Consider the following 24,530-nt stretch of genomic DNA (forward strand, 5'->3'; position numbering starts at 1 on the left):
TGCGCATAAATGACAATAAGCTATATTTTTAAACGGTTAATGGCTAAAACCGGCTATAAATTAAGTAAGCTACCTGTAAACCTTACCAACAAAGCCGATGTTGAACGTTTAAAAATTAAGGCGCAAAGCGGCGAGGCTATAAAGCTACATTTTGGCTGCGGACCGCGTATTCTTAAGGGTTGGGTTAACATTGATCTGTCATACGCTCATTATGGGCCGTATATGCAATATTACACAGACAAACACTACCCCGAAGCTATTCGTGGCGATCGTAGCGACTTGTATGTCATAGATATCCTAAGCGATGGTTTACCCCTACCCGACAATAGTGTAGACTTAATATTTCACGAAGACTTTTTTGAACACCTTACCCAAAAAGAACAGATCGTTTTCCTGGCTGAAACCAGGAGAGTAATGAAAAACGGCAGTGTGCACAGGATTAACACCCCAAACCTGGCGGCATCAATGCGCGATAACTCGAACTTTGAAAAAGGCAAAGCGGGCGTTCATATCGGCGAGTGGGAAAGCTGGGACCATTATAGTGTTATTTCGCCCGCCATACTAACTGATATGGCTAACATAGTGGGTTACTCAAGCATATTATTTAATAGCAAAGATAAAAGCAGCGTTGCAGACCAACTCCCCTTAGAGTACAGGCCAAACGAAAACGACCGGGCGGGAGATGACAGCAACGTGTTTGCCGACGTTATAAAATGAAAGTATATATTTTAAATACGCCGGCTATAGTAAAACCATCCCAGCAGGTAGTTGCTTACCCAGCGCATAATAAAGACTATGGCATTGAGCAGGATTTTTTGATCTGGCTTAACAAACAAAAGCATTTTCTTACCGATGACCCTAATGCCGCCGATTGGCATTACTTGCCGGTTTACTATACGCGCTGGCATATAAACCACAGTTTTGCGGCAAACGGCCAAGGGGTAGCCGAGCTACAGTCACTGGTTGAAAAAGTGATCATCGATGATGCCAAAACATTTACCATAAGCCAGTTTGACGCGGGTACGCTGCTTGATTTGGGCCGTACAGTTGATTTTAATGCCGGCCGTACCATAAATCAATGCATTGATATCCCTTTGCTTTGCAGTGCGCACCGTAAGCCACCGGTGCCGTTAAAAAAACAGTTTCTGGCAACCTTTAACGGTGCGTTTGACACACATCCCATCCGCGAAGAAATGAGGTTAAAATATCAGGACAGTAATGATATTATAGTTGGCGGCGGTTTGCCAACCCGCTTTTACAGGCGATGGTTTTGGGGTAAAAGTTTTAATGTAAACGTTATGAAATCATACGTCGCTTTAAGCCCAAGGGGTACCAATTGCACCTCGTTCAGGTTTTTTGAGGCTATGCAGATGGGCACGGCACCGTGCTTAATTGGTGATATTGATGTTCGCCCGTTTAAAAAATTCATCCCCTGGGACGAAATGAGTTACTATGTAGCCAGCGTTGACGAGTTGGAACATCTGCTTAAAAACCTTGATAAAGACGAAGCTATAGCTAAGGGCAAAAAAGCTTTCCAATACTGGCGAAACGAACTATATTATCAAAAGTGGTGCAAATACGTTATTAAAGAGCTTGAACACTACAACCAATAAGCTTACGTATATTGAAGGCCTGGACGGCATACGTGCACTTGCGGCTTTGTTGGTGATACTGGCGCATTAGCCAAATAATTTGATATCGCTAAAGTTTGGGTGGATAGGGGTGAATATCTTTTTTGTGTTATCTGGTTTCCTCATCACACGCATTTTGGTGCATAACAAACATAAAAGCCTTAAAAACTACCTGGCCGAGTTTTTTTATAAGCGTAGCATACGCATTTTCCCGGTTTACTACCTGTTTATTATTGTTACCCCCGCCGTAGTATTTCTTTTACTGTTTTTAGTGCCGGACCTGTCAGGCAATACCATTATGCAGTCGGGTACAGCGGCAATACAACATAACTGGCCATACTATTTAACTTACACCTATAACCTTAAATTAAACCTTAGCCATTTGGTTGGGATAACAAATTTTGAAGATCATTTCTTTGGTCATCTATGGTCGCTTTCGGTCGAAGAACAGTTTTACCTGGCATTTCCGTTTGTGGTTTATTTTGCAAGTATATCGACATTAAAAAAAGTAATTATCGGGATCATCATTTTGTGCCCGCTTATCAGGCTATGGTCGGCCCTATATGGGGTACATATGGTTACCGACAAGTTTTGGCTTGGCGAAACCCTTTATACCAACACCCTTTGCCAGGCAGACGCGCTAGCTATGGGTGCCGCACTGGCAGTATTTCCATTTAAAATAGATTACCCTTACCGCAATTTTTTCGCCATCATATCGGTGTGGCTTTTGGTGGGGCTAATATGTTTGTTTTATCTACGTAAGGCCGGGTATTTTGGGGTAGAAGGTAAAAGCCTGGGCTACAACTTCCCCGGTTATTGGCTTGAGCAGGTCACCCCCTACTTTTTAATAAACATGAGGGCCGTATACCAGTATACCTTGGTTAATTTGTTAGCTGTATCACTAATTGCTCCGGCTATTGCAGGCAAGCCGCTTTTCCCTAAGGTTTTTAAAGCAAAAGCCATTAGCTATCTGGGTAAAATATCATATGGCATTTACCTGTTCCATTTCCCGCTGATTGCCCTGTTTATGGTTTGCGCCAGCTTTTATGGCGGTTGGCAACTGCTCAATACCGGCTTGGCTGCACAATTGGGCATTTTCATTTTATATATGGCCATGTTGATTTTACTGGCACACTTGAGCTACAAATATTTCGAGCAAAAAATACTATCCCGCTATAAATATGCTTATGCCAAACGTTAGCTTTTTTATACCTGCCTACAACTGCGCGGCAACAATAGCCGAAGCTGTGGAGTCAATAATGGCTACAAATTTTACAGCTGGCGATGAATTGATTATCACTAATGATTGCTCGACAGATAATACGGCAGAGGTAATATTGGCGCTTCAAGCTAAATATCCGGCAATTAAAATATTTACCCATAAGCGCAACAAAGGCGGCGCGGCGGCACGCAACACATCAGTAGAAAATTCAGGCAACGACTTGTTGTTTTGCCTTGATGCGGACAATGTGTTAACAGCCAATAGCATCAACCCTTTAAAAGAATACCTGTTGGCCATGCAAGCCGATGTGGCATCGTTTCAATATCAACACTTTTTTATTGAGGATAAGTTACAGCCTAATTATATATGGCATTTGCCCGAAGGTTTGTTCGACACGGAATTATATTACAATGGCGGCAACACTCCCGGCCAACACGGTAACTATCTGTTTACTAAACAAAGCTGGGTAAACGCGTTAGGCTATGCAGAAGGATCTGGCGCGTTAGATACCTACACGTTTGGGTTACGGCAGGCAATAACAGGTGCACGCGCAGTAATATTAAAAGACACCCACTATTATCACCGGCTTGATCATCAAAACTCGTACTGGATGCGCGATGCTGAAGCTAACCTATGGTCGGTGTCGGTAAAGGCTACCCACGCGCTAAATCCTTTTTTTGACCGCATTGACGAGAAGTATCTTATATATATGTTGGGCAGCGGCAGGTATACCTGGTTTTATCACCGTGGCAAAAAACCTATCAAAATAATTGCTCCGGGAGCTAAGCGTGAGTTTTATCACCAGCTTCATTTACGGATACAAAACGCCATATACCCTAAGCAGGGTATCATAATAAGGGGTGTTAATAAGCTTAAACGTATGTTGAAATATGGTGGCCGTTAAGCTGGAAGGCCGTTTGGGTAACCAGTTGTTTCAGTACGCATTTATTTTTGCCACCGCCAAAAGGCTCAACACCCATTTTTACCTGGATAGAAATATTGAGAATTTTATACCGGCAAAATACTTTGAAATAGATAATGATGTTTTATGGCCAATTAAAGCATGGATCGGCAATATTTTAGGTAAAAAAGCTAACAAAGTACTTTATACCCGGCTTGAAAAACTAATGTTTGGCGACAACCTACTTTCGGCAACAAATTATCAAAAGGCAGAAACCTTTTTACCTACGTTAACCAACAACACCATTTACGGGGGCTATTTTCAGTCGACCGGGTATTTCGCAAATGCTTCGGCAGAACTAAGGGAGCAGCTGACCATAAAAAAACGCTATCGCGATCAGTATAACGTAGTAGCAAAAGCCGTATCATCGCCATTAAAGACAATAGCTATCCACATCAGGCGAGGCGATTATGTGGACCTTAACTGGGCCTTACCGTTGACTTACTATAAAAAAGCGCTAGCCGCCGCAGAATTTGAAAATGCGCTGTGCATCTTTATATCTGACGATCCGGATTATATAAAGGCCGAATTTGCCTATATCAACAACAAATACATATCGGACCATACAGAAATTATTGACCTGCAATTTTTGATTAATGCTGATGTTTGCATCTTATCAAGCAGCTCTTTTAGCTGGTGGGGCGCCTGGTTAAATATTAACGAAGATAAAAAGGTATTTGCACCTAAACATTGGCTTGGCTATGCTACAGGCAAAGAATACCCAACCGGCATTGCCGACGGTTTAAATTTCAATTACATAGAGAATGAAAGCCTTTTTAAGGAAGATATTTTATAATTTATTAACCCTGATTTTTAAGCGCGACAAGCTAATGTTTTTACTGGCTGATAAAGAAGAGCGTACGTTATTGGCTTTTAAACAAAGTGGCTATCTGCATGACATTGGCTGGGTAAATACCATCAATACAGATCAGATCATTGACAAAAATAACGCGCCGCTGCCCTGGGTAACTTATCCATTCATCAGTTTCATCGGCGGCCGTCTAAATAAGCAACTACAAATATTTGAGTTTGGCAGTGGCAACTCGACATTATACTACAGCAAATATGCAGGCCATGTAGACAGTGTAGAAAACGACAGCTTTTGGTACGAAACGATAAAAAGCACCATGCCCGGCAATGTCAGCCTGTTTTACTGCGAACAAACCGAGGATGGCGAATATTGCCGTTACGCCCAACAAACCAACAAGGCGTATGATATAATTATTGTTGATGGCCGCGACCGTGTGAACTGTTGTTTGCAAAGTTTCAACACGTTAAGCGCGGGCGGGGTGCTGATACTGGATGATGCTGAACGCGACGAATATGACGAAGCTTTAAGATTTTTAACAAATCGCGGTTTTAAAAGGCTTGACTTTTGGGGACTTGCGCCGGCAGTGAACTATTTAAAATGCACTACCATTTTTTACAGGCCAAATAACTGCCTTAATATTTAAAGGATGAACCTAGCGCCCATTACATTATTTGTTTATAACAGGCCCGATTGTGCCGAGCAAACACTGACTGCCCTAGCAGCTAATGAATTGGCAAGCCAGTCTACCTTATATATTTATGCTGACGGCCCCAAACCCGGAGCAGATGAACAAACGCTTCAAAGTATCGAGAAAACGCGAACCATCATTCGCCAACAACAATGGTGCAAAGAGGTTATTATTATTGAATCCGAAAGTAATAAAGGTTTAGCACCATCGGTTATAGCCGGTATTACTGCAGTTGTTAATAAACATGGCAGCATAATAGTACTGGAGGACGATATTGTTACCTCTAAATACTTTTTGCGGTTTATGAATGATGCGTTGACTATGTATCAGCCTGAACCAAAAGCCCTAAGCATTGGTGCATTAAACTTCTTTGCTACAGACAAAAGCGTACCCGACACCTTTTTTATACCTATACCCGATTGCTGGGGATGGGCTACATGGAAAGATCGTTGGGCGCTATTTGAACCAAATCCGCAAAAGCTATTAGATAAGTTGAGAGCCCGTAAACTCGTTGATAAGTTTAACTTGTATGGTGCCTATGATTTTGAGAGCATGTTGATTGATCAGCTAAAGGGTAATGTAAACTCATGGGACATACGTTGGCAGGCAATGGCATTTCTTGAAGATAAGTTGGCGCTGTATCCCCGTTGTTCCGTCTCCAAAAACATTGGTTTTGGCGCGGGTGGCACACATGGCGGCGAAGACAAATACACCAGCAAGTTACTTTTTGCAAAAAGCCCTATTGTAGTTAATAAAATCCCTGTAGTTGAAGACCCCGTTATAACCGCTAAGATGATTGCAGGTTACAAACAAATAACCGAGCAAAGTGAGATGTTAAAAATTAAGCTTGCTATTCGCCAGTTTGTGAAGGACGTTTTACCCCCCGTTGTCTCCAAACTCCTCAGAAAACTTAAACCACACGCTACAAAGGATATTGCCTGGCGCGGTAACTTCAAAACCTGGGAAGATGCCAAACAGCAATGCACCGGATATGACGCCCCGGCGATACTCGAAAAAACCAAAAACGCCATACTCAAAGTAAAAAACGGCGAGGCTGCCTTTGAGCGCGATACGGTTTTGTTTGATAAGCCCGAATATAACTGGGCACTGCTAACCATTTTATTAAAGGCGGCAAACCAAAATAAGGGCAAGCTAAGTGTCCTTGATTTTGGAGGAGCGTTAGGCAGCTCCTATGTTCAAAATAAGGTTATGTTGCAGGAAATTGATGTGGAGTGGAGCGTCATAGAGCAAGCAAGCTATATCAATGTAGGGAATGAGGCCATAGCTGACGGCAAACTCAAGTTTTATGCAGACATCGAGGCCTGCTTGCAAGAACGCAAGCCTAATGTACTGCTGCTATCAAGCGTATTGCAATATTTAGAAAAGCCTTATCATGTATTAGGCGAGCTTTTAACTCATCAATTTGAGTACATTATCATCAGCCGTACTATATTTACCAACAATGCCCAAGAACAAATAGCCGTTCAGCAAGTACCCAAAAGTATATACGAAGCTTCGTACCCCGCGTGGTTTTTAAACGCAGACAAACTTTTAGCTACTTTTGATACCGGGTATCAACTGTTAACGGAGTTTGAATCCTATCCGGGTTATACCATAGTACTTGATGAGGATACCACCGGCCACTATCACGATTATGTTTTTAAACGACTTGATATAGATGCTTAATTTCTGCACGCTGTTTAATGTTAATTATTTAGCCAAGGGGCTTGCATTGCACCGCTCTTTACTGGCCAATTGCAGCGATTTCCACCTATATATCTTCGCTTTTGATGACGAAACACACCGAATTTTATCAGAAAATACCCTCGCTTACACCACAATTGTGGCGTTAGCAGATTTTGAAAACGCCAAACTGTTATCGGTAAAAAGCGATCGCTCGGTTGGCGAATATTGTTGGACCAGCACCCCCTTCACCATCAAATATTGCCTGGACACCTACGGGCTTGACCATTGCACTTACCTGGATGCCGACCTGCAGTTTTACAGCAACCCCAAAGTATTGATAGATGAAATGGGCGACAATTCGGTACTGATAACGCCACATAACTATCATCCTAAATATGATGCAAGTGCCATTGCAGGGATATATTGCGTACAGTTTTTAACTATAAAAAACACAACAGCCGGCCTAAAGGTGCTAAACTGGTGGGCGCAAGCCTGTATAAAGTGGTGCTATGCCCGTTATGAGGATGGTAAGATGGGCGATCAAAAATACCTGGACTCTTGGCCATATATGTTTGACGGTGTACACATCTGCCATGATGTTGGCGCCGGCTTGGCACCCTGGAATTTGTTAAACTATGAATACACGTTGGCCCCTCATCCAGAAGCCCATACCATCTTAGTAGACAAAGATCCGCTGATATTCTTCCACTTTCATGATTTGCAGTACCTGTCAAACGATAGCTGGTATATTGGCGGCTATGATGTTCCTGACTTTGTGAGCAAGCTCATTTATCAGCCCTATATAAAAACACTGCTGGGTCTAAATACCCAATTGCAAACGCAATACCCCGGTATTGATACTTTACGTACCATCAACATTAAAGCCGTCAGAGATTTTGATCTAAAATTTAAGATTGGTAGCTATGTAATGGATGTGAAGAAATCTTCCAGAGAATTTATAACCGATGTCCTTTACCTCAACAGGATAAAACATTACAAGAATTACATCAGGGTAAAATAATGGCGCATCTTATAGATCTTACTACGTTTACTGACAGCCGCGGCAACCTTACCGTTATCGAAAAAGCTATCCCATTTGATATTAAACGCATATTTTACATATACGGGGTTGACGACTCGGTACGTGGCGGGCACAGGCACCACACTACCCTGCAAGCAGCGGTTTGTATACAGGGTAAATGCACCATTTACAACAACAATGGTCATAGCACAGCGATATTTGAACTGGATTCGCCTTCTAAATGCCTGGTATTGAACCCGGCAGACTGGCATAAAATGTACAACTTCTCTCCCGATGCTATACTGATGGTTTTAGCGTCTACCCCGTTTAACGCGGCTGATTATATATACCCCGAATATGAGTAAGATCAACATCCCTTACGAATCTTTAGAAAGAACCAACGCCGCGTTTGTTGAAGGGTATAATGACGCTTTTCAGCAGGTTTTAGCATCGGGATGGTATGTATTAGGGCAGCAAGTTGATAGCTTTGAACAAGAATTTGCAAAATATTGCGGCACAAAGTTTTGCATTGGTGTTGCATCAGGATTAGATGCCATGGTGTTGACACTGCAGGCGCTGGATTTGCCTAAAGGTGCCGAGGTAATAGTACCGTCAAACACCTACATAGCTACCGTATTGGCGGTTATCAATGCTGGCTACATACCTGTTTTAGTAGAGCCGGATTTGTTGACTTATAATATCGACCCACAAAAGATAGCGGCTGCCATCACACCCAAAACAAAAGCTATACTGCCGGTACATTTGTATGGCAAGATGTGCGATATGACGCTTATTAACCATATAGCACAAAAGCACGAGCTTAAAGTTTTGGAAGATTGCGCGCAGGCGCACGGTGCCACGCACCATGGCCAAAAGGCGGGTAACTGTAGCCATGCCGGTGCTTTTAGCTTTTACCCTACTAAAAATTTAGGCGCGCTGGGCGATGGCGGTGCTATTACCACCAACGATGCCAACCTTGCCGACAGGTTGCTGTATTTAAGAAACTACGGTTCTAAAGTTAAATACCACAATAAATACATCGGCTTTAACTCAAGGTTGGACGAGCTGCAGGCTGCGTTTTTACGAAAAAAACTGGAGCGGCTTGATGACATAAACAACCACAAGCGTACTTTAGCACAAGTTTATTTTAATAAGCTGGACAATCGCTTTATTAAACCATCATTGCAAACCGAAACCGAGGATGTGTTCCATATCTTCAACATAAGGCATACAAAACGCCATTTACTAAAAAGCTATCTGCTCGAGAAAGGAATCGGTACTGAGATACACTACCCTATCCCGCCGCACAAGCAGGGAGGATATAGCAAGAGGTTCGCGGGCGTAGCTTATCCTATATCAGAAGAGATTCATCAAACTACCTTGAGCTTACCTATCGCGTATTTTCATACGCCCGACGAAATAAGCTACGTTGCTGATTGTATTAACAGCTTTGAATATTAATGGATAAGGTTATCAATCTGTCATACATTATAACAACCCGTAACCGGCTGCCGTTTTTGACAATTACCCTGCAGAAACTGATGAACCAGCTACAGCCCGACGAAGAGATTGTGGTAGTTGATGCCCAAAGCACAGACGGTACCCAACAATATCTTGAACAGCTTTTATACGACGGTAAAATACACCAATACCTGTCAGAACCCGACCTTAACCAGGCCCATGGCTGGAACAAAGCCATGCTAATGGCTAAGGGTTTATTAATAAAAAAGATAATAGACGATGACGTATTTTGCTACAGTGCTATAGGACAATGCAAAACTTACATGCTGCAAAACCCCCAGGTTGATGTGGTAATATCTAACGATATGTCGAGTTTCTTGAGTAACCATAACGTAATTGAGCAAAACACCCGCTTGCCGCAGTTTAAACAGTGGCAAAATGGGGCTGTACCGTCTTTTACATTTGGCGATGTGCACATGCTCATCCGGCGGTCGGCGTTAGCCTATACCGGGCTTTATAACACAGGCTTCACTATGATAGATTGGGAGTTTGCGCTACGCCTCAGTTATAAAAAAGCTAACATCGCTTATTATACTGGTTATAATGCACTAAATGTAGGGCATCCGCAAACGGTTACTGCTCAAGTAAATAAGCAACTTCTATTAAATGAGGGTAAGCTCGGTGCCCGGCTTTACAACTATGCGGGTGATAACAGCGAAATGGGCTACTGGTCGGCAATAAAAGTGTTTATCGGCAACTTAATCTTTAAGAAAAAACTCGCCGAAACATTAGCCAAACAACCTGCGGAGGATATCGCTGTCATTTACAATCATTACTATAGTCACCTGCAAGCTGTTAATAACGCGGGCAATTTCACATTTATCAATTAATGCTATTTTAAATCTTTGGCTAAGAGAAAGATAAAACTTCATTTTCAAAACGGACTGGAGCTAAGCAGTTTTAAAAAGGAAGTATTTGATATTGAGGGCCTGTCTGACGATTTTGATTTTGTAGCGTCTGACCATCCGGACGTAATCATTTTCGGGCCGTATGGTAACGACATCCCCCAAAAAGGAAATTATACCCGTGTTGGCTATTACTGCGAAAATATAAAGCCGGACATGTCTATATGCGAATGGGCCTTTGGTGTCCCACGTGAAGCTGAGGTGCAACACCCGCGCTACAAACGCATACAGTGGCATGGTACAAACCCTGCCGAATTGATTAAGCCTGATGATTACAATGCCCAACAAATTGCTGCCGGCAAAAAGCATTTCTGCAACTTTTTGTACTCGCACAAAGTACCCTATCGCGAAGAGTTTTACAGGCAGTTATCAAAATATAAAAAGGTTGACGCGCCGGGCAAATCAATGAATAACATGCCCGGGATTGATACCCTTTACACCGGTGACATGTGGCAGCGCAAGCGCCATTTTTTAAGCGATTACAAATTCACCATCGCTTTTGAGAACGATATATATCCCGGTTATCAAACAGAAAAACTGTATGACGCCATGAAGGCTAATAGCATACCTATTTATTGCGGCGATCCTTTTGTGGGGGATATTTTTTATACCGGCAGTTTTATAAATGCCGCAGACTATTTATCGCCAAATAGCAGCGTCATAGGCAATACCTTACTCAAAATGGGGCAAATGGATTTTGAAGACCTGCGCCCGGCGCAGCTAACGGGGTTAAAATATCGGGTTAAACGTAAGACTAAAGCTTTTGCCCGAAGCGCCGGCAGGCAACTGCAATTTAAAAACATGGATTTTAGCCCGCTTATTGAACGTATTATTGAGTTGGATACCAAGCCCGAGATGTATTTACAATACTTAAAACAACCCTGGTTCAAACAAAACCAGCCACCTGCAGATATATCGGCAAAAAGCAGATGGATAGAGATATTTAATGGACGGTAATCCCTTAGTTTCTATTATTATACCGGCTTATAACGCCGAAGAATATATAGCGGAAACGCTGGCATCGGCAATGGCACAAACCTGGGCCAATAAAGAAATTATTGTTATCAATAGTGGATCTACAGATAATACAGCAGTGGTTATTAAACGTTTCGGGGAAGCTGTCACGGTGCTAACGCTACCGCAAAATAAGGGCGCGGCAACGGCCCGCAATGCGGGGTTAGCTATTGCTAAAGGGCAATACATCCAGTTTTTAGATGCCGATGATTTGTTAAGTCCGGATAAAATTGAGCGTCAACTTAAGGCGCTTAATAATTCAATCACCCAGTTGGCTATTTGCAAAACCGTCTATTTTAATAACGGCGACGATTATAAACAAGTTACACCACTTTACAGCTGGTACGACACAGATGTGGATGATACGGTAGACTTTTTAGTTAAGCTATACGCGGGAGAAGACGTGATGCCTGGTTACGGCGGCATGGTTACGGTACACGCCTGGCTAACCCCGGCAGAAGTAATTAAAAAAGCCGGACCATGGAAAGAGGAGCTCAGCGTTGATGATGACGGGGAGTTTTTTTCGAGAGTGGTACTGGCATCAAACGGTATACGCTATAGCGACCGGGCATTATGCTATTACCGCAAGTTTGCCGACAATCGCTCATTATCAAGCCAACGGACGCTTGAAGCAATAGAAAGCAGCATTAAAGCTATTGATTTAAAATATGCCCACTTAAAAGCCAGACTGTCTACCAATATTGCCGACCGTGTTTTTGCCAGGCATTATTGGCAGGTGGGTATATTGGCGTATCCAAGGTTTAAGGCACAGTCTGCAAAATGCATTAAAATGGCCCGGCAACTAGGTTATAAGGGGGTCAAATATTCGGGTGGCACAATGGGGCAGCTTGTAACTAAAGTTTTTGGATGGAAAGCAGCACGTTTACTATCAGGATGGTATTGGGCCAGGCGATGATCACATCGAATAATAACATAAACACTACGGCATTAGGATAATGAATATCAAAGCCTTACTGAACAACTTAACGAGTAGCATCCAGAAAACGCAGGGCTTAAACGATGCGCTAAAAAGATTGTTATGGTTGTATAACCGGTCTGAACTGAAAAAAACCCATATAAAATTTAACTACCCGGCACCTATAGGTAATGTTGAGTTGATGGTACGCGATAATGGCGGCGCCGATGGCTTTATATTTAGCGAGGTGTTTGACCAGCAATGTTACAACTTGCCGCTTGATGAAAATACCGCTTACATTATTGATTTGGGCGCCAATGCCGGTTTTACGGCAGTATATTTTTCAAGGCTATTTCCTAAGGCTACCATTGCTTGCGTAGAGCCTATGCCGGGCAATATCCAGCTATTGAAAGAAAACCTGACCTTAAATAATGTAAACGCGGTAATATTTGAGGCGGCTGCTTCTGTTAAAGACGAGCAAATAGCCATGGAGATAGCCGATAAGGATTATGCCAATAAAGTGCACAATATTCCGTTTGGTAAAAGCATTAGCGACGACACTATTACCGTAAAAGGTTTGGGTATGCAAACCATACTAACCCAATTAAACTGGCCGCACGTTGACCTCCTTAAAATTGATATTGAGGGGTATGAGGGCATATTACTTAGTACCAATAACAGCTGGTTAAATAAGGTGTCTGTTATAATAATGGAGATACATGAGGGCGTAACTATTGATTTGGTAAAAGCCATTACCGATCCTTACGGGTTTACTTACGTAGTTTTACAGCAGGGCAACTGGGTACTATCAAAAAACAGACTATTTTGAAACCTCTCAACCTGTTTTACGCTGAGCCTGACCCCGACCGCTGGATAAAATTCGACCGCTACCCGCGACGGCTGATCAGGCGTATATTGCGTGGTAAACAGCGCCCCGGAGGGGTGATGATGGTAGCGCTTAACCTGATGAAGGGCCTGGATAAACTGGGTATACCCTACCGTTTTAACGACTATAAGTACATCAACAAACACCCAGAAGAAATTGCAGGCATTATTGGCAAGCCTCAGCTACTTTTTGATAAAGAATGGATCAACCCTGTGATCCTTGGCGCCGGCATTTTTTCGCACCCGTCAGATCATCCCAACCTGTTAACAACGCACCCAAACGTAAAACGTATATTGGTGCCGGGCGATTGGATGGCTGACATGTTTAAACCTTTTTATGGCGATATGGTAACCGCCTGGCCAACCGGCATTGACACCGATAAATGGCAACCGCTGGCTGGTACGAAAAGCATTGACTTTTTGATATATGATAAAGTGCGTTGGGAGCATGAACAATATCAGGATGGATTAGTTGAATCGATAAAGGAAATATTAAATCAGCATAAACTATCGCATCAAACCATTCGCTATGGGCAGTATACTTACACTGATCTGAAAAAAAACTTAAGCCAAAGCAAAGCCGCGATTTTTTTGTGTGAGCACGAAACGCAAGGCTTAGCATACCAGCAAATATTGGCAACCAATACCCCCATCTTGGCCTGGGAGCACGGTGGTTATTGGCAAGATCCACATTACTACCCGCACAAGGTTAAATTTCAACCTGTAAGCGCAGTGCCCTATTGGGACAAACGTTGCGGCCTTAAATTTAAGGGTACTCTCGATTTTGAAAAACAGTTATTGCAGTTTGTAAAATTACGCGATGGGTTTGAACCACGTAAGTACATTATGGAAAACTTAACGCTTAGGCTTTGCGCTCAAAAATATTTGGACATTTATCAGCAGGTGCAAGCCGAACTTAATGGCTAAAAAGGTTGTCTTAGTAACGTCTACCCAACCCTCGCTAAATCCGAGGCTGGTTAAAGAGGCCGATACTTTATGCAATGCCGGCTATGAGGTTACTGTATTGTACAGTTACTGGAACAACTGGGGCGCCGACTTTAGTGACCAATTGTTGAAAACCAAACCATGGAAGGCTATTTGCGTGGGCGGAAATCCTGAAACTCAAGGCGGGCTATACTTTCTAAGCAGGCTAATTAATAAAATTGCTAAAGCCTGGGTAAATAGTTCAACATTTAATTTTTTAACGGATATAGCTATATCACGGGCGAGCTACTGCTTAAAACGCGAAACAAAAAATCATCCGGCAGATCTGTACATTGGCCATAACCCGGGCGCCTTGCCCGCAATTATCGCCGCAGCAAAAGCAAATAACAAACCTTGTGGTTTTGATGCCGAAGATTTCCATCGCAACGAAACAAGCGACGATAGCACCAATTTAGATGTAAGGCTTAAAACACAATTAGAGGACAAGTACTTATCGCACTTAGACTACTTTACCACCAGTAGCCCAGAAATTGCCATGGCTTATCAACAATTGTATCCGGCACTAAATCCTGTTGTGTTATTAAACGTTTTCCCGGTGAGCAATGATGTAAACACAAACAGGATTGGAATTGCAACAGGCCCTCTTAAACTATTCTGGTTTTCGCAAACCATAGGCGATAGACGTGGCTTGCAAGATGTGGTTGCCGCCCTTAAATCGCTGGATAAAGACAGTTTTGAACTGCATATATTGGGAAGTCAATTACATAGCGATCCGGATTTCATCAAAGCATTGCTTACTAGTGGCGTTAACCTAACAATTCATCAACCCATCCCCCCCGACGACCTCGTAGCCTTTGCAAGTAAGTTTGATATAGGCTTAGCGCTCGAGCCGGCCTTTAACCTAAACAACAACTTAGCACTAAGCAATAAAATATTTACTTACCTGCAGGCGGGCCTGGCAGTTATAGCCAGCGATACCGCCGCGCAGCTGAGTTTATTACACAAAAACCAAGGAATGGGCCATGTTTACCCAAAAGGAGATCATCAGGCTTTGGCGGCACTTTTGACAAATTACCATAACAATCGTCAACAATTAGCAGACAACCAAATTGAGGCCCTCAGGCTTGCCCGCGAGCAATATAACTGGGAGGTTGAAAGCCAAAAGTTTTTAGCCGTAGTTGAACAAACGATAGGCGTTAAACAAGGAAGCCAAGCTTTCTATAAATCTAGTTGAAAAAGGTTCTTATCATATCGCCCTATTTCCCGCCAAGCAATACGCCGGATATGCAGCGTGTACGCATGAGCCTGCCTTACTTTAAACAGTTTGGCTGGGAGGCCGAGGTGGTTGTAGTTGACAGCCATTATACCGATTTGCAAAAGGACGAATTGTTAATTCAAACTATCCCTGTCGATATTAAGATCCATACGGTAAAAGCCTTAAACAAATCATGGACGGCAAAGCTGGGATTTGGCAATATCGCTTTTAGATCTTACGCGGCTTATAAACAGAAGGTTAATGAACTTTTGGGTAAAGAGAAATTTGACCTCGTCTATTTTTCAACTACCCAATTTGCCATTTGCACGCTTGGAGCTTACTGGAAAAAACGTTTCGGCATACCGTATGTGATAGACATGCAGGATCCCTGGCATTCTGATTACTATCGTGATAAGCCCAAACATCAGCAACCACCAAAATACTGGCTCTCGTATCGTATAAATAAGTATCTTGAACCAAAGGCAATGTTACAGGTTGACGGCCTGATAAGCGTGTCTGAAAGTTATATATCTGTTTTAAAAAATCGGTATTCGCAGCTAAAGGACATACCTGCAGCTACCATCCCATTTGCTGGTTTCAAGCCGGATTTTGAGTTGGCTAGTCGCAATAAAGATAAATTTGACCATCTGCTCGATCCTGATTTTAAAAGCTTGGTTTACGTAGGCCGGGGTGGTACAGATCTGCACAACGCTGTTAAACCAATGTTTAGCGCGCTGAAGGATTTATTGGATGCAGAGCCCGACAAATTCGGCAAAATTAAGCTGTACTTTATTGGTACAAGTTATGCACCAACGGGCCAGGGAGTGCCTACTATAGCGCCTTTAGCCCAAACCTTTGGAATAGCAAATAATGTGGTGGAGATAACTAACCGCGTAAGTTATTTTAATTCGCTTGCAATTTTGCAACAGGCTGACGCCTTGTTCATCCCGGGCTCTGACGACCCGCAGTATACTGCCTCAAAGATTTATACTTACCTTTTAAGCCAAAAGCCTTTAATAACTATTTTTAACTCAAAAAGCCCGGCGATAAAAATATTGTCTGAGTGCGGCGCGAGCAATAACCATAGTTTTAATGATACAGCGGTTTTAAACCTCGCCATAAAAAGATTTATAACGGCTTTGATAGATAATGAACTGGCAGAACCTGTGTATGATAATACATGCATGGACAAACACTCGGCATTAAACATGACCAAATTGCAGTGTGAATTATTTAATGAGGTACTAAATACGATATGAAAAGATACGTTCAATACGGTTGCGGTTTTACGGCGCCTGATGGTTGGGTAAATTACGATGCATCGCCAACGTTGCGTTTTGAAAAAACGCCGCTGCTTGGTAAGCTGTACACCCGCAACAGCCAGCGTTTCCCGCCCAATGTAACATATGGCGACATTGTAAAAGGCCTGCCCGAAGGACCAAACAGCTGCGACGGCGTCTACTGCTCGCATGTGCTTGAGCACCTGGACTATCAGGACTTTTTGCAGGCGTTAAAAAACACGTACACCATACTACTACCCGGCGGCACCTTTAGGGGTGTAGTACCCGATTTAAAGGCCGCGGTTACCGATTATCTTCAAGATTTTGATAACGAGGATGCCCCCGCCAATAACCTGATGCGTGGCACCATGCTAGGTATTGAAAACCGCGGCAAGGGCTTGCTATCAGCTTTTAAAGGTTTGTATGGTAACTCGAAACACCTGTGGATGTGGGATTACAAATCACTTGCCTATGAGCTGGAAAAAGTTGGTTTTAAAAACATCCGACCAATTACTTTTGGCGATGCAGATGATGCGGCTTTTGTCTTAGTTGAAGAAGAAGACCGCTTTTATAAAGCAGCAGCTTTTCAATGTCAAAAATAATGCGGCTGGCTATCGTCACCACCCATCCTATTCAGTATTACGCGCCGGTTTTTAAGCTATTGGCTGCTAAAATTGATTTAATGGTTTTTTATACGTGGGGCGAGACATCCTTATCCAAGCATGATCCGGGCTTTGGCAAAACCATACAATGGGATATTGACCTGCTGGATGGCTATCCCTATCAATGGCTAAAAAATACAGCCTCTAACGCGGGGTCGCACCATTTTAGTGGTATTAATAACCCTGATTTGATAAAACAGGTAACAAATTGGAAGCCGGATACCATATTGTTTTACGGATGGGCTTATAGAAGCCATCTGCGGGCGATGGTGCATTTCAAAAATAAGATTCCCGTGCTTTTCCGAGGCGATTCGACACTGCTGGATGAAAAGCCAGGCATTAAAAATTGGTTAAGGTCTGTTTATTTGCGTTGGGTTTACAAACATATTGATTATGCACTGTACACAGGTACCCGTAATAAAGCCTACTTTAAAAAATATGGTTTGGCAGACAGGCAACTCGTTTTTGCCCCTCATGCGATAGATAATGAGCGCTTTGCTGTTGACAGAGCCGAAGAAGTACAGCTATTTAAAGAGCAACTCAACATTAATGAGCAAGCTAAAATAATACTATTTGCGGGTAAGCTTGAAGATAAAAAAGACCCTGCCTTGTTGTTAAATGCGTTCATTAATTTAGCGATGCCTAATGTACATTTACTATTTGTAGGCGATGGGGTTTTAAAAGCGGCCTTGCAACAACAGGCGGCTGCACAGGCCTGTGTACATTTTGTTGATTTTAAAAATCAAAGTTATATGCCGGTTGTTTACCAGGCTTGTGATATTTTCTGCCTGCCATCAATAGGCCCCGGCGAAACCTGGGGGCTGGCCGTAAACGAAGCTATGGCTTGCGGGAAAGTTATCCTGGTGTCTGACAAAGTGGGCTGCGCCGTTGATTTGGTTGAGCCTGGTATAAATGGATATATTTCTGAGGGTGGTAATAAGATAGATTTTACAGAAAAGCTGCAGGCGTTACTAAATAATAGCAAACCAGAACTTCATGCTATGGGGCAGGTATCCTCACAAAAAATTGCAAGCTGGAGTTTCAATGTGCAGATAAATAATATGGTTAATTTATATGAGCGCCACCAGTAAACCGATTGAGCGTTACCTGTTGTTATACTTTCCGTGGGCGCTAGCGGCGGTGTTTAGCGATGAAACCATTGTTTCGTATTTTATTGCATGGCTAGGCTCGTTTTTTATCTTCTACGTAATTTACAGTGGCTGGATAAAACCTTTACCCAATGACCGCCCCGTTGCCGAGCAACTGATGCGACCGATATTTTTAGTGCAAATCATTTTTATTGGCTATATGGCTTGCAGTTCTATCTTCTATTTTCTAGATCTGTTAGGCGTTAACCAGGCGCAAGAATCCAAATTATTCTTCCATGTCGACACCGCTAAACTGGCGCTTGCCGCACAATGTCAACGCTACTATGTGTTAGGCCATGCCGCCTTCGCTACCGGCATATTGGTTACAATGAAATACCCTATTGAGAAAAAGTTTAAGGTTGATAATTCAAAGTTAGCCAACACCCTAATGGTAATGGCTGTCATATTTTTACCCGTAGCGTCTCTCGCACTTCACATTAATGGCTTATCACAATTTGCAGGGCAGTTTAACTCATTGAGTTTTATTGCCGGCACACTGGCACTTGCATTTGCCATACCACTTAAAAAGGTTTTTAATACGTTATTTTGCTTGTTTTTATACTTTGTAAACTTTTACCAAGCCTTAACATCAGGGTTTAAAGAGCCCATTATCATCAGCGTTTTGGTATTAGGTATCTTTCTGTATCCCAGCTACAAAAAAGCAGTCACCTTTACATTTATACCGGCATTGCTGGCACTCTTTATGCTGCTGCCTACCTACAATATCGTGTTTAGGTCAACGGCATGGAGCGGCAATGCAGACTCGGAACAAGCTTACAAAATTGCCCTTGATGCTACGTTAAATGCCGACAATGGCGTTATAGATGAAACCACCTCGGGTTTTTTGGTTTACCGCCTCAGCGAGATCAATATGTTTACCACCTTTGTCCAATCGACACCCAAATACATAGATTTCTATGGGTTAGAGTTGATTGGCCAATCTATAGAAGTTATTGTTCCGCGGATATTTTGGCCCTCAAAGCCAGTAACCGAATTGCTTGTTATGGAACGTGTTTACAATGCGGGTGTAGCTTACAGGGGCTCAAATGTGTCAGCAAAGCCGGCCTACATTGTCGATGGGTATTTGTCTGCCGGTAACCTTGGGATTGTATTAGCCTTGTTTATTTACGGGGCAGCAGCACAGTTAATTTCGCAAAAAGCCGAACAATTGTTTGGCGGCTATATATTAGGCACAGCATTGGTATTTACAGGCCTGTTCCAAATTTTTTGGCGGGGGCTAAGCTTTGAATTTTTATTGAACTCTGTTTTTTGGAGCTATATCACCATGATCATACTGCACCGCATATTGAAGTCCCGGCATATTTTAGAAGAGGTTTGAAAATACTACAGGTAAATGCATCGTACAAACCTGCCTACGTCTACGGCGGGCCAACCATGTCTGTAGCTAAATTAAGCGAGCAGTTGGTCAAGGCGGGGCATACTTTAGCTGTATACTGCACTACCGCCAACGGCAGTAACGAACTGCCTGTAACGCCTAATAAACCGGCAGTAATTGCCGGTGTTACCGTTACCTATTTTAAGCGCATTACTAAAGATCATACACACTTCTCTCCTGCGTTACTAACCAATTTGTGGCATACCGCCCGGCAGTTTGACGTTATCCATATCCATGCCTGGTGGAATTTAGTATCGGTGTTTGCGGCCTTAATTGGCTTATTAAAAAAAGTTCCGGTCGTGATATCCCCCAGGGGTACTTTGAGCAATTACTCATTTAATAACAAAAACCAAGGGCTAAAAAGCCTGCTTCATAATTTGCTGGGAAAGACATTGCTGAAAAGGTCCTATCTGCATGCAACTTCATCAGCAGAGAAAGCCGAATTGCTTAGCATCGTTCAACCGGTTGGCATATTTGATATCCCCAACTTTGTTAAAATAGCCAAGACATCACCCCTAAAAAAACCCACAAGCCCCGTTTTAAAACTGCTGTTTTTATCAAGGATAGAAGAAAAGAAGGGTTTGGATATATTGCTGCACGCGCTGCCGCATATTACCGTATCTTACCACCTTACCATTGCCGGCGATGGCGATGAGGACTATATTGAAGTTTTAAAAAACATTGCTTATTACAATAAAACAGCGCAACACATTAGCTGGATTGGTTTTCAGGACGAAGCTAAATTTGACGTATATGCCGCCCATGATCTATTGGTTTTACCATCGCATAATGAGAATTTTGGCAACGTAGTAATTGAGAGCTTAAGCGCCGGAACACCGGTTTTAATCAGCGAACATGTGGGCCTGGCCAATTATGTAATCATTAATAACCTGGGCTGGTTTTGCCAAACAACAGCGCAGTCTGTTAGCGATATTATCAACCATATTGCCTTAAATGAAAGAGATCAGCTAACAGCCATTAGTGCAAGCGCGCCAGCAATAATCCGGCGGGATTTTGATGATGACAAGCTTGTTCAAAAATATATGGATATGTATCAGTATATAACCACTCATGTCAGATTATAAAGATTACGGTTTCAGGGAAAGTGGCCCTGCCCATACATTTCAATACCTGCAACAGCCCTTATTGGATATGCTGGGCGGCAATACCAACCGTCGTATCCTTGATTTGGGTTGTGGCAACGGTTATCTGGTTAATTTTTTAATAAGCCAGGGCTATGATGCTTATGGTACCGACGCCTCAGAAATGGGGATAGAAATTGCCCGCCAAAGCCACCCGGATAGGTTTTATGTACAAGACCTTTCAACAGATAAATTACCATTAGAACTTCAGAATAAGCAGTTTGATACCATACTATCAACAGAGGTTATTGAGCATTTGTATGATCCTGCAGGCTTCATTGAGTTTTGTAAAGCTAGTCTTATCCCCGGTGGCGAACTCATTATATCTACCCCGTACCATGGCTATTTTAAAAACCTGCTATTAAGTATTTTGGGTAAGTGGGACACCCACATGGACCCTTCATGGTATGGGGGACATATAAAAATGTGGTCTAAGAACACATTGAGTAAGGCGCTTACAACCGCCGGCTTTAATGTTACCCATTTTACTGGTTGCGGGCGGTTTCCGTACTTTTATAAATCAATGATTATTAAAGCAAAATTAGCGCCGGCCAAATGAACCGTAAAGACCGCATAAAATTAAGCTTTACCCGTAACTGGAAATTACCCGGTAAAGAAAGGTTGGCTGCCTGGTTAAAACCATCGGCCAGATCGTACGGCATGTTAAAAAACAACATAACCTGGTTAACAGACGAGCCAATTGCTATTTACACCAGTGCAGATAATTATATAGAGTGGTGCATTTTAAGCCAGGGAACCTATGAAGATGAGATAGGTAAGCTTATCCAGATCTCGCTTAAGCCGGGTTATATTGCTTTGGACATAGGTGCCAATATTGGGCTGCAAAGTTTAAGGATGTCGCTGGCTGTTGGCGCGCACGGCAAGGTGCTGGCCTTTGAACCCCTGCAGTACCTGCAAGAAAAATTCAGCAAAAACACCCAGCTTAACCGCGTAGACAATGTCACGCTGTTTCCCTTCGCGCTGGCTGATGCAGCGGCCGAAGAAGATTTTAAGATCAACACCAATAGCTGGAACCAGGGCACCTTTACCCTTAGTGATAAAGTATCCGGAGATGAGACGCAAAGGGTAGTTATTAAGGTTGCCGACGATTTGAATGAAGTGAAAGCACTGGACCGACTGGACCTAATAAAAATTGACGTAGAAGGATTTGAATATAACGTTTTACGGGGATTGAATCAAACGCTAAAACAGCACAAACCGCGTATATTGTTTGAATACGACGAAAATTATTGGTTACGTGCCGGCAGCACTATGGCAGATTGTTACCAATTTTTACAGGCGCTTAATTATCGCTTTTACCAGGTGTCGTCGGTGGGCTGTACGCCAATTGCCAATGTAGCCGAAGTAAAAAGCGGAAACATCTTTTGTTTACCCGGCTAATTATGAGTGTTCTATATTCCTTTATCGTACTAACTTTTAATGAGGAAAAGCATTTGCCGCGCTTTTTAGCATCGGTTACTGATTTGAACGCGCCGGTTTTTGTGGTTGATTCGGGCAGTACGGATGGTACAGTAAAAATTGCCGAAGATTTTGGCGCAGTGGTGTTGATTAATGCTTTTGAAAATCACCCCAAGCAATGGGATTTCGCTCTTAAAAATTGCCCAGTACAAACTCCCTGGGTTATCTGCCTTGATGCCGACCAGGTAGTGACGCAAGAACTAAAACAGCAACTCATCAACTTTAATGAAGCCGACTATGCCAATGTTAACGGCATTTACTTTAACCGTAAAAACTTCTTTAAAGGCCGTTGGATAAAGCACGGCGGATATTTTCCGTTTTACCTGTTAAAGATGTTCAGGTTTGGGATTGGATACTCTGACCTGAGCGAGAAAATGGACCACCGCTTTGTGGTAACGGGAAAAGCCGAAATATGGAGAAATGGTTATCTATTAGAAGAAAACTTAAAAGAAAACAACATCAGCTTTTGGATAGCCAAACATAATCATTACAGCGATTTGGTGGCAATACAGGAAGTTGAACGCATGCAAGCCCTGAACACAAAAACAGAGCATCCGCGCTTTTGGGGATCGCCAAATGAGCGTAAGGCCTGGTACAAAGAACGCTGGTATAAACTACCACGTTATGTAAGGCCCGCTTTATATTTTACGCAGCGGATGATATTTCAGCTAGGCATTTTAGACGGACGCACCGGTGTAATTTTCCATTTTTTGCAAGGCTTTTGGTTCAGGTTAGTGGTTGATATCAAGATAGACGAATTATTAAAACAGCAAACAGATGACCGCCGGGCAAAATAACCCCATGAAATTTGCGGCATGGTTTGTAAGCCTTTTTGTGGTTTTTTACTATAGTAATATCTTATTTTTAGGCATAACCAGCCCGGGCAAATACTACAGTCCGTTTTTGGCCCAACATCTTAATTATATACAAGGTTTGCGCTGGGTACTACTAAAAAGCAGCGCGGGTATACTAAACAGCCTGGGATATTATACCATAACTAACACTTATGACCTGCTGGTTGCAGGGCACGGTATTATCCGTTTGGCTTATGACTGTTTAGGCTTAGGGGTAATAAGTTTCTTTACAGCCTTTGTGCTGGCGTATCCTAAACCTCCCAGGGCTAAGCTTGTGTTTATTATAACCGGCATTGTGGCTATCCAACTGTTAAACATCGCCCGTTTTGTCCTGCTGGCCCTATTTTGGACCAGGGGAGATAGCGAAGTAGTTGACCATCACACCCTTTTTAATATGTTAATGTATGTTATCATTAGCATAAGTCTGTACTTTTGGGTTAAGACCGATATCGCTCCAAAACGACAACATGCCGCAAACTGATCTAAAATCATACAACAATCATCCCTACCAACCGGGGGCGGGCCTTATTAAACGCCTTTTGTGGCATTATGTAAACGCTTTCGTTTTCAAAACGAGCTTGTTCCCCGTTTATGGTATTAAAGTGGCGCTGATGCGTTTATTTGGTGCCGAAATTGGCAACAATGTCGAGATCAAGCCAAACGTAAATATTAAATACCCATGGAATCTTACTATAGCTAACAATGTATGGATAGGCGAAGAAGTTTGGATAGATAGCCTGGTAATGATAACCATTGGCTCAAATGTTTGCCTGTCGCAAGGCGCACTGCTATTAACCGGCAGCCACAATTATAAAAAAACAACATTTGATCTGATAGTTGGCAGTATCATTTTACAAGATGGTGCCTGGATAGGTGCTAAAGCCATAGTTAATCAAGGCATTACAGTGGGCAGCCATGCAGTGCTCACAACAGGTTCTGTAGCTACGACAGACCTGGAAGCTTATGGAATTTACCAGGGAAATCCCGCTGTTAAGGTTAGAGAGAGGGAGATTGCATAGCAGGCTTAGCCGCTTGGTTACCTTTTTATCCTTCACTCACGTCAACATCGTTTCACTTGTCGACCCTCCCTTCGCTACGCGAAAGAGGG

General features: G+C 42.8%; 26 protein-coding genes. All 26 read left to right on the forward strand.

Translation table 11 applies throughout. The features are described 5' to 3' along the window. Nucleotides 1–39: 39 nt before the first annotated feature. The 26 genes from ACFSYC_RS06250 (at nt 40) to ACFSYC_RS06375 (ending at nt 24,441) form a co-directional block, all read left to right on the forward strand. On the forward strand, nt 40–717 hold the full coding sequence (locus ACFSYC_RS06250; RefSeq protein ID WP_377124661.1) for a class I SAM-dependent methyltransferase: 678 nt from the start codon (nt 40–42) through the stop codon (nt 715–717). Next, nucleotides 714–1,613, forward strand: a complete 900-nt coding sequence (locus tag ACFSYC_RS06255) for an exostosin domain-containing protein (RefSeq protein WP_377124663.1) — start codon at nt 714–716, stop codon at nt 1,611–1,613. The genes ACFSYC_RS06250 and ACFSYC_RS06255 overlap by 4 nt, the downstream gene beginning before the upstream one ends. 79 nt (nt 1,614–1,692) lie before the next feature. After that, nucleotides 1,693–2,832 carry an acyltransferase family protein gene (locus ACFSYC_RS06260; RefSeq protein WP_377124665.1) on the forward strand — a complete coding sequence of 380 codons (1,140 nt, stop codon included), beginning with the start codon at nt 1,693–1,695 and terminating at the stop codon, nt 2,830–2,832. After that, a complete protein-coding gene (locus ACFSYC_RS06265) occupies nt 2,819–3,757 on the forward strand; it encodes a glycosyltransferase family 2 protein (protein WP_377124667.1) in 939 nt (312 codons plus the stop codon). Before ACFSYC_RS06260 ends, ACFSYC_RS06265 begins: the two co-directional genes overlap by 14 nt. Next, nucleotides 3,744–4,610 (forward strand): alpha-1,2-fucosyltransferase, encoded by an 867-nt coding sequence (locus ACFSYC_RS06270; RefSeq protein WP_377124669.1) that lies wholly within the window; start codon nt 3,744–3,746, stop codon nt 4,608–4,610. The genes ACFSYC_RS06265 and ACFSYC_RS06270 overlap by 14 nt, the downstream gene beginning before the upstream one ends. Then, nucleotides 4,579–5,268, forward strand: coding sequence for an FkbM family methyltransferase (locus ACFSYC_RS06275; RefSeq protein ID WP_377124671.1), 690 nt, complete (start codon nt 4,579–4,581; stop codon nt 5,266–5,268). Before ACFSYC_RS06270 ends, ACFSYC_RS06275 begins: the two co-directional genes overlap by 32 nt. Nucleotides 5,269–5,271: 3 nt before the next feature. Next, nucleotides 5,272–6,999 (forward strand): methyltransferase, TIGR04325 family, encoded by a 1,728-nt coding sequence (locus ACFSYC_RS06280; RefSeq protein WP_377124673.1) that lies wholly within the window; start codon nt 5,272–5,274, stop codon nt 6,997–6,999. After that, nucleotides 6,992–8,020, forward strand: coding sequence for a glycosyl transferase (locus tag ACFSYC_RS06285; RefSeq protein WP_377124675.1), 1,029 nt, complete (start codon nt 6,992–6,994; stop codon nt 8,018–8,020). The genes ACFSYC_RS06280 and ACFSYC_RS06285 overlap by 8 nt, the downstream gene beginning before the upstream one ends. Then, entirely contained in the window at nt 8,020–8,385 is a 366-nt protein-coding gene (locus tag ACFSYC_RS06290) for a sugar 3,4-ketoisomerase (RefSeq protein WP_377124677.1), read from the forward strand. The genes ACFSYC_RS06285 and ACFSYC_RS06290 overlap by 1 nt, the downstream gene beginning before the upstream one ends. After that, on the forward strand, nt 8,378–9,481 hold the full coding sequence (locus tag ACFSYC_RS06295) for a DegT/DnrJ/EryC1/StrS family aminotransferase (protein WP_377124679.1): 1,104 nt from the start codon (nt 8,378–8,380) through the stop codon (nt 9,479–9,481). Before ACFSYC_RS06290 ends, ACFSYC_RS06295 begins: the two co-directional genes overlap by 8 nt. After that, a complete protein-coding gene (locus ACFSYC_RS06300; protein ID WP_377124681.1) occupies nt 9,481–10,371 on the forward strand; it encodes a glycosyltransferase in 891 nt (296 codons plus the stop codon). The genes ACFSYC_RS06295 and ACFSYC_RS06300 overlap by 1 nt, the downstream gene beginning before the upstream one ends. A gap of 15 nt (nt 10,372–10,386) precedes the next feature. Continuing rightward, nucleotides 10,387–11,403 (forward strand): glycosyltransferase family 10 domain-containing protein, encoded by a 1,017-nt coding sequence (locus ACFSYC_RS06305; protein WP_377124683.1) that lies wholly within the window; start codon nt 10,387–10,389, stop codon nt 11,401–11,403. Then, nucleotides 11,393–12,376: a glycosyltransferase family 2 protein gene (locus ACFSYC_RS06310; protein ID WP_377124684.1), complete on the forward strand. Its 984-nt coding sequence runs from the start codon at nt 11,393–11,395 to the stop codon at nt 12,374–12,376. The genes ACFSYC_RS06305 and ACFSYC_RS06310 overlap by 11 nt, the downstream gene beginning before the upstream one ends. Nucleotides 12,377–12,416: 40 nt before the next feature. Further along, nucleotides 12,417–13,205 (forward strand): FkbM family methyltransferase, encoded by a 789-nt coding sequence (locus ACFSYC_RS06315; protein WP_377124686.1) that lies wholly within the window; start codon nt 12,417–12,419, stop codon nt 13,203–13,205. Beyond that, nucleotides 13,202–14,188: a glycosyltransferase gene (locus ACFSYC_RS06320; RefSeq protein ID WP_377124688.1), complete on the forward strand. Its 987-nt coding sequence runs from the start codon at nt 13,202–13,204 to the stop codon at nt 14,186–14,188. Before ACFSYC_RS06315 ends, ACFSYC_RS06320 begins: the two co-directional genes overlap by 4 nt. Further along, a complete protein-coding gene (locus tag ACFSYC_RS06325) occupies nt 14,181–15,440 on the forward strand; it encodes a glycosyltransferase family protein (RefSeq protein WP_377124690.1) in 1,260 nt (419 codons plus the stop codon). Before ACFSYC_RS06320 ends, ACFSYC_RS06325 begins: the two co-directional genes overlap by 8 nt. After that, a complete protein-coding gene (locus ACFSYC_RS06330; RefSeq protein WP_377124692.1) occupies nt 15,437–16,720 on the forward strand; it encodes a hypothetical protein in 1,284 nt (427 codons plus the stop codon). Before ACFSYC_RS06325 ends, ACFSYC_RS06330 begins: the two co-directional genes overlap by 4 nt. Beyond that, nucleotides 16,717–17,343: a class I SAM-dependent methyltransferase gene (locus ACFSYC_RS06335; protein ID WP_377124694.1), complete on the forward strand. Its 627-nt coding sequence runs from the start codon at nt 16,717–16,719 to the stop codon at nt 17,341–17,343. Before ACFSYC_RS06330 ends, ACFSYC_RS06335 begins: the two co-directional genes overlap by 4 nt. Next, complete coding sequence (locus tag ACFSYC_RS06340; protein ID WP_377124696.1) at nt 17,331–18,494, forward strand: glycosyltransferase family 4 protein; 1,164 nt, start codon at nt 17,331–17,333, stop codon at nt 18,492–18,494. The genes ACFSYC_RS06335 and ACFSYC_RS06340 overlap by 13 nt, the downstream gene beginning before the upstream one ends. Next, nucleotides 18,478–19,890: an exosortase Y-associated Wzy-like protein gene (locus ACFSYC_RS06345; RefSeq protein WP_377124698.1), complete on the forward strand. Its 1,413-nt coding sequence runs from the start codon at nt 18,478–18,480 to the stop codon at nt 19,888–19,890. The genes ACFSYC_RS06340 and ACFSYC_RS06345 overlap by 17 nt, the downstream gene beginning before the upstream one ends. Next, nucleotides 19,887–21,032, forward strand: coding sequence for an XrtY-associated glycosyltransferase XYAG1 (locus ACFSYC_RS06350; protein ID WP_377124700.1), 1,146 nt, complete (start codon nt 19,887–19,889; stop codon nt 21,030–21,032). The genes ACFSYC_RS06345 and ACFSYC_RS06350 overlap by 4 nt, the downstream gene beginning before the upstream one ends. Continuing rightward, nucleotides 21,019–21,648 (forward strand): class I SAM-dependent methyltransferase, encoded by a 630-nt coding sequence (locus ACFSYC_RS06355; RefSeq protein ID WP_377124702.1) that lies wholly within the window; start codon nt 21,019–21,021, stop codon nt 21,646–21,648. The genes ACFSYC_RS06350 and ACFSYC_RS06355 overlap by 14 nt, the downstream gene beginning before the upstream one ends. Then, complete coding sequence (locus tag ACFSYC_RS06360) at nt 21,645–22,490, forward strand: FkbM family methyltransferase (protein WP_377124704.1); 846 nt, start codon at nt 21,645–21,647, stop codon at nt 22,488–22,490. Before ACFSYC_RS06355 ends, ACFSYC_RS06360 begins: the two co-directional genes overlap by 4 nt. Before the next feature lie 2 nt (nt 22,491–22,492). Then, nucleotides 22,493–23,365: a glycosyltransferase family 2 protein gene (locus ACFSYC_RS06365; RefSeq protein ID WP_377124706.1), complete on the forward strand. Its 873-nt coding sequence runs from the start codon at nt 22,493–22,495 to the stop codon at nt 23,363–23,365. Then, complete coding sequence (gene xrtY, locus ACFSYC_RS06370) at nt 23,346–23,903, forward strand: exosortase Y (RefSeq protein WP_377124708.1); 558 nt, start codon at nt 23,346–23,348, stop codon at nt 23,901–23,903. Before ACFSYC_RS06365 ends, xrtY begins: the two co-directional genes overlap by 20 nt. Further along, nucleotides 23,890–24,441: a WcaF family extracellular polysaccharide biosynthesis acetyltransferase gene (locus tag ACFSYC_RS06375; RefSeq protein WP_377124710.1), complete on the forward strand. Its 552-nt coding sequence runs from the start codon at nt 23,890–23,892 to the stop codon at nt 24,439–24,441. Before xrtY ends, ACFSYC_RS06375 begins: the two co-directional genes overlap by 14 nt. Nucleotides 24,442–24,530: the final 89 nt, after the last annotated feature.

It is taken from the genome of Mucilaginibacter antarcticus, assembly GCF_042686155.1.
Classification (GTDB): domain Bacteria; phylum Bacteroidota; class Bacteroidia; order Sphingobacteriales; family Sphingobacteriaceae; genus Mucilaginibacter; species Mucilaginibacter antarcticus.

Bases quoted from the DNA above. Each gene is read 5' to 3' on its own strand.
- ACFSYC_RS06315 (WP_377124686.1), top strand. From the start codon at position 12,417: ATGAATATCAAAGCCTTACTGAACAACTTAACGAGTAGCATCCAGAAA.
- ACFSYC_RS06375 (WP_377124710.1), top strand. From the start codon at position 23,890: ATGCCGCAAACTGATCTAAAATCATACAACAATCATCCCTACCAACCG.
- ACFSYC_RS06365 (WP_377124706.1), top strand. From the start codon at position 22,493: ATGAGTGTTCTATATTCCTTTATCGTACTAACTTTTAATGAGGAAAAG.
- xrtY (WP_377124708.1), top strand. From the start codon at position 23,346: ATGACCGCCGGGCAAAATAACCCCATGAAATTTGCGGCATGGTTTGTA.
- ACFSYC_RS06280 (WP_377124673.1), top strand. From the start codon at position 5,272: ATGAACCTAGCGCCCATTACATTATTTGTTTATAACAGGCCCGATTGT.
- ACFSYC_RS06335 (WP_377124694.1), top strand. From the start codon at position 16,717: ATGAAAAGATACGTTCAATACGGTTGCGGTTTTACGGCGCCTGATGGT.
- ACFSYC_RS06355 (WP_377124702.1), top strand. From the start codon at position 21,019: ATGTCAGATTATAAAGATTACGGTTTCAGGGAAAGTGGCCCTGCCCAT.
- ACFSYC_RS06265 (WP_377124667.1), top strand. From the start codon at position 2,819: ATGCCAAACGTTAGCTTTTTTATACCTGCCTACAACTGCGCGGCAACA.
- ACFSYC_RS06345 (WP_377124698.1), top strand. From the start codon at position 18,478: ATGAGCGCCACCAGTAAACCGATTGAGCGTTACCTGTTGTTATACTTT.
- ACFSYC_RS06275 (WP_377124671.1), top strand. From the start codon at position 4,579: ATGAAAGCCTTTTTAAGGAAGATATTTTATAATTTATTAACCCTGATT.
- ACFSYC_RS06250 (WP_377124661.1), top strand. From the start codon at position 40: ATGGCTAAAACCGGCTATAAATTAAGTAAGCTACCTGTAAACCTTACC.
- ACFSYC_RS06300 (WP_377124681.1), top strand. From the start codon at position 9,481: ATGGATAAGGTTATCAATCTGTCATACATTATAACAACCCGTAACCGG.
- ACFSYC_RS06360 (WP_377124704.1), top strand. From the start codon at position 21,645: ATGAACCGTAAAGACCGCATAAAATTAAGCTTTACCCGTAACTGGAAA.
- ACFSYC_RS06290 (WP_377124677.1), top strand. From the start codon at position 8,020: ATGGCGCATCTTATAGATCTTACTACGTTTACTGACAGCCGCGGCAAC.
- ACFSYC_RS06285 (WP_377124675.1), top strand. From the start codon at position 6,992: ATGCTTAATTTCTGCACGCTGTTTAATGTTAATTATTTAGCCAAGGGG.
- ACFSYC_RS06270 (WP_377124669.1), top strand. From the start codon at position 3,744: ATGGTGGCCGTTAAGCTGGAAGGCCGTTTGGGTAACCAGTTGTTTCAG.
- ACFSYC_RS06310 (WP_377124684.1), top strand. From the start codon at position 11,393: ATGGACGGTAATCCCTTAGTTTCTATTATTATACCGGCTTATAACGCC.
- ACFSYC_RS06325 (WP_377124690.1), top strand. From the start codon at position 14,181: ATGGCTAAAAAGGTTGTCTTAGTAACGTCTACCCAACCCTCGCTAAAT.
- ACFSYC_RS06340 (WP_377124696.1), top strand. From the start codon at position 17,331: ATGTCAAAAATAATGCGGCTGGCTATCGTCACCACCCATCCTATTCAG.
- ACFSYC_RS06295 (WP_377124679.1), top strand. From the start codon at position 8,378: ATGAGTAAGATCAACATCCCTTACGAATCTTTAGAAAGAACCAACGCC.
- ACFSYC_RS06255 (WP_377124663.1), top strand. From the start codon at position 714: ATGAAAGTATATATTTTAAATACGCCGGCTATAGTAAAACCATCCCAG.